At 69.4% G+C, this 4,013-nt stretch carries 4 protein-coding genes and 1 pseudogene; 4 read left to right on the top strand and 1 reads right to left on the bottom strand.

Annotated elements, in window-relative coordinates; genetic code table 11:
• The first annotated feature begins 248 nt into the window (after nucleotides 1-248).
• The 3 genes from ACWCO3_RS32370 to ACWCO3_RS32360 all read left to right on the top strand — a co-directional run bounded on the left by ACWCO3_RS32370 (nucleotide 249) and on the right by ACWCO3_RS32360 (nucleotide 2,356).
• Nucleotides 249-677 (top strand): VOC family protein, encoded by a 429-nt coding sequence (locus ACWCO3_RS32370; RefSeq protein WP_450013709.1) that lies wholly within the window; start codon nucleotides 249-251, stop codon nucleotides 675-677.
• An 82-nt stretch (nucleotides 678-759) separates the two neighbouring features.
• Entirely contained in the window at nucleotides 760-1,344 is a 585-nt protein-coding gene (locus ACWCO3_RS32365) for a hypothetical protein (RefSeq protein WP_357936759.1), read from the top strand.
• Nucleotides 1,345-1,411: 67 nt separating this feature from the next.
• Nucleotides 1,412-2,356 carry an acyltransferase domain-containing protein gene (locus ACWCO3_RS32360; RefSeq protein WP_450013706.1) on the top strand — a complete coding sequence of 315 codons (945 nt, stop codon included), beginning with the start codon at nucleotides 1,412-1,414 and terminating at the stop codon, nucleotides 2,354-2,356.
• Nucleotides 2,357-2,437: 81 nt separating this feature from the next.
• On the opposite strand, the pseudogene ACWCO3_RS32355 reads toward ACWCO3_RS32360, so the two are convergent.
• Nucleotides 2,438-3,916, bottom strand: a pseudogene (locus ACWCO3_RS32355) (carbohydrate-binding protein); the annotation flags it as partial.
• On the opposite strand from ACWCO3_RS32355, the gene ACWCO3_RS32350 reads away from it, so the two are divergent.
• On the top strand, nucleotides 3,891-4,013 hold a 123-nt coding region (locus tag ACWCO3_RS32350), incomplete at its 3' end, for a response regulator (RefSeq protein WP_450013711.1). The pseudogene ACWCO3_RS32355 and the gene ACWCO3_RS32350 sit on opposite strands and share 26 nt — an antisense overlap.

Raw genomic sequence — 4,013 nt, 5'->3', positions numbered from 1 at the left:
TTGCCCGCAGTCGGCTTGGGGCCGAAACCCCGCAGGATGCCCCACCCGGCCTCGTCGCCCGGCACGAACACCGTGGCCCGGTATCCGTTCTTGTACGTCCACGCTAGGTGTCCGTGTTCGATCCACAGTGGTCGTGTCGTATGCGTTCAGTGACGGGTGCTTGACTGCGAAACGCGCCGGTACGGCAGCGCCGCGAGGTGCGACCAGAGCGAGGTGCGACGACAATGGGCGCCTGGAGGTGATCGAGGATGGGCGATCAGGAGAGCGTTCCCCGATTGGGTTCGGTGGTGCTGGACGGCACCGACGCTCGGGTGCTGGCCGAGTTCTACCGACACCTGCTCGGCTACGTCTACCGGCCCGGCGACGAGCCACCGGCGGCCGGTCAGGCCGACGAGCGCGGTCGTGACTGGCTGGTCCTGAGGTCCCCCGACGGCAGCACCCAGCTCGCGTTTCAGCAGGTGGATCACCTGCCGGAAACGACCTGGCCGAAGAACGACGTGCCTCAGCAGCTGCACCTGGACCTGACCGTGGAGTCCGTCGAGGAGCTGCTGGTGCAGCACGAGCGCGTCCTGCGCCTCGGTGGCCGGCTGCGCTACGACCGCATCGAGGATCTCGACGAGCCGCTACGCGTGTACGCCGACCCGGCCGGTCACCCGTTCTGCGTTCTCGTGGGGTAGTGGCGGCGAGGACACCGTCCGCGCCCGGCGTATGGCATAGGTTCGACGTGCTGAACACCATCGTCGGGAAACGGGGACGAGGATGCCGGAACCGCGCGCCTTCTGGCTGGACGAGCAGTTCGACCGCGAGCACGGCAGCGACGGACGCGGCCGGTACGAGGCGGAGGTGCTCCGTCGGATCGGCGAGTTCGACGAGACCTGGGGTGACTTCGCGCCCGTGGCCTTCGCGGCGACGGCCTGGCGGCTGGCCACCGAGCTGTCGCCGGGCTTCGTCCGCTGGCACCGGCGGATCATCTCGGCGACCTGCGCCCGCAGCCCCTGGGACGGCAGCATGATCTGCGCGGTCACTGTGGCCTCCCGCTGGCCCGCGGAGCTGACCTGGACCAAGCAGTGGCAACGCGACCGCGGCTGGCGGGACTGGCCGCAGCTGTTCGGCCAGTTCACCACCCCCACCGAGCAGGACCAGACGCGTAGTCCGCATCTTCGCGCGCTGCTCCAGGTGGAGGCGCCGCTGCCGCTCGACGACCTGCCGCCGACACCCACCGGGCCGGACGACGACGTCACCGCCACGGCGCGTCGGGCGGTAGTGGTGCTGACCCGGGAGCTCAACGAGCTTCTGGCACCGATGATCGGGCAACTCGACACCGAAGTGCCCGCCGACTCCTGACGTCGCGGGCCCCCGGCCGACATCGCGGGCACCCACCGGAGGACCGAACGCCGGTAGGGTCGTCGGCGTGGATCTGCACGACATCGCCGCTCGGCTCGCAGTGCCCGTCGAGGAGGTCGAACGCGTCGCGCAGCTCGCCGGCGATCGACCGTCTGTTCCACTGCCCGCCAGGGCTGACGCTCCTGAGCTGCTCGATCGGCTCGCGGTACGGCCGGACGACGCCGCCGAGATCATGCAGGGCTGGCCGGACCCGTCCTCGCCACTCTGGACGCCCGAGCTGCGCTGGCTGCTCGACCGGTCGATCGCCCTGGTCCACGCCGACCTCGCAGGCCACGGTTGGCTGTCGCCCGGTCCGGAGTTGCCCCGCGAGCGGGGTCCCGCCTGGCGGCATCTCTACGTGTACGCGTACCTCGCCCTGGTCGACGTCGCCCGGGGCTACCACCGCGACCACGGCGTTCCCGACGACGTGTCCTGGCGGAGCCTCGCGGACCTCGGCCGCAACCTCGCGATCGACCGGCGGATGCGCGGTGAGGGCTGGCCCGTCATGCAGAGCTGGCTGACGCTGCACGTGCGCGGCAGCATCTACGAGCTGGGCCGGCTGCAACACCACCGCGGCGACACCGCCATCGGCCTGCACGTCCCGGACGCGGGGCCGTTGACCCCGGAAGCGGTCGCCGCGTCGCTGGACGAGGCGCGGGCGTTTTTCGCGCGCCACTTTCCCGACGAGCCCTACACCGCGTTCTCCTGCGGCTCGTGGCTGCTCGACCCACAGCTGCGGGAATACCTACCCGAGGGGTCCAACATCGTCCGGTTCCAGCAGATGTTCGAGCTGGTTCCCTACGAGGAGAAGGACGGCCCGGACGCCGACGTCGAGGTGCTGCGTTTCGTGTTCCGCACGCTGAGCACCCCGCTGGACCAGTTGCCCCGCCGCACCGCGCTCCAACGCGCGATCGTCGACCACCTTAGGGCTGGTCGACACTGGCACTGGCGGCACGGCCGCTTTCCCATCTAGCGCCACCCACTGCCGACAACGCCGACAATCGGTGGATCGGTGGGCCCGGCCCGTCACCGACCGGGCCGGGCCCACCGCCGGTCAGCCGGTGGTCAGGATGAACTTCTCCCAGGCCCCGACCGACGTACGGTTGGCGATCAGGGATCCGGCCCCGGCGTTCTCAGCGCACACGATCTGGTTGTTGACAGTGGCCCGTAGGCTCACCGTCCCATCCGAGTTGGTGATGAGCTGGAAGGTCTCCCACGATCCGATCGACGTGGCGTTGGCGACCAACGCCGCGGCGCCCGAGTTCGTGGCCGAGACGTAGAGCCCGTTGGCGCGTGACCGCAGGGCGATGTTGCCGTTACCGGCGTCCACCCGGTCGAACTGCTCGGTGCTGCCGACGCTGGCCTTGTTGGCGATCAGCGCGGTGCTGCCGACCGCCGACACGTACTGGCTGTTGACCTGCGCCCGCAGCGTGCTCACCGGCGTGCTGCTACCGGTGCCGGTGGTGAAGGTGAACGCGTCGACGTCGAACAGGTAGCCGGACCCACCCTTGAACACCAGGTACAGCGTGGTCGACGCGGTCGGCGGGTTGCTGATCGTGCCGGACGCCTCGACGAACGTCTCCCAGTTGCCGGTCACCGGCACCGTGACGGTGCCCAGCAGGGTGCCGGTCGCCGACCCGGCCCGGACCTCGATGGTGCCGCCCGCGCCGGCCGACGACGCCCGCACGGTGATGCGGTTGGCGTTGGCCAGGTTGTACGGCTGGTACGAGATCCAGTCGTTGTTCTCGATGAACCCGGCGGTGCGGCCACCCTCGGCGTTGGTGTGGTCGGTGGCCTGGACGCCGGACTGCGCGCTGAAGTGCTCACCCTGGCGATGCTTGGGTTGCAGCGTCTTGATGCTGTGCGTGGTCAGCCCGCCGTTGTCGGTGTACGCGGCGTCGAAGACCCCGTAGATGTTCGCCGCCGAGTCGTGCTCGCCGTCGGTCGGGACGGTGATTGAGCCGCTGCACCCGGTCTTCGAGGTGATCTGGTGCGCGTGGCTGTCGTGGCCCAGCGCGTACGTCAGGCTCACCTTGGAACAGTCGATAGTGCCGTCCTGCGGGTCGCTCACACTGATCTGGTACGACACCGTGTCACCGAAGCTGAACAACTGCCCGTCGGCGGGCGAGGTGAGCGTCACCGTCGGGGCCGTGTTGCCCACTGTGATGACCAGGCTCGCCGTGCCGGTCAGGCCATTCGGGTCGGTGACCCTCAACGTGGGGGAGTACGTGCCGTTCGTGGTGTACGTCTTGGTCGGGTTCGCCGCCGTCGACGTGGTGCCGTCACCGAACGTCCACAGGTAGCTCAGCGCCCCACCTTCTGGGTCCGAGCTGCCGGCCGACGAGAAGTTGACGGTCAACGGGTTGGCCCCCGACGTCGGGTTCGCCGAGGCGACAGCGATCGGATTGCGGTTGCCACCACCGATGTACTCGATGCGGAACAGCGCCTGGTTGTTCGACCCGGTGCCGTAGTCCAGCACGTAGAGCGCCCCGTCCGGACCGAAGGCCATGTCCATGACCTGCGTGCCGGACCACGACCGCGAACGACCCGACCTGGTCCTCACCGACGTGATGATGCCGGTGCTGGACGGTTTCGACCTGCTGCGCCAACTCCGCGCGGACCCGACGACC

It is taken from the genome of Micromonospora sp. NPDC002411, assembly GCF_053592955.1.
Note: the sequence above shows the minus strand (reverse complement) of the source record. Positions and strands in the feature narration are given on the sequence as shown.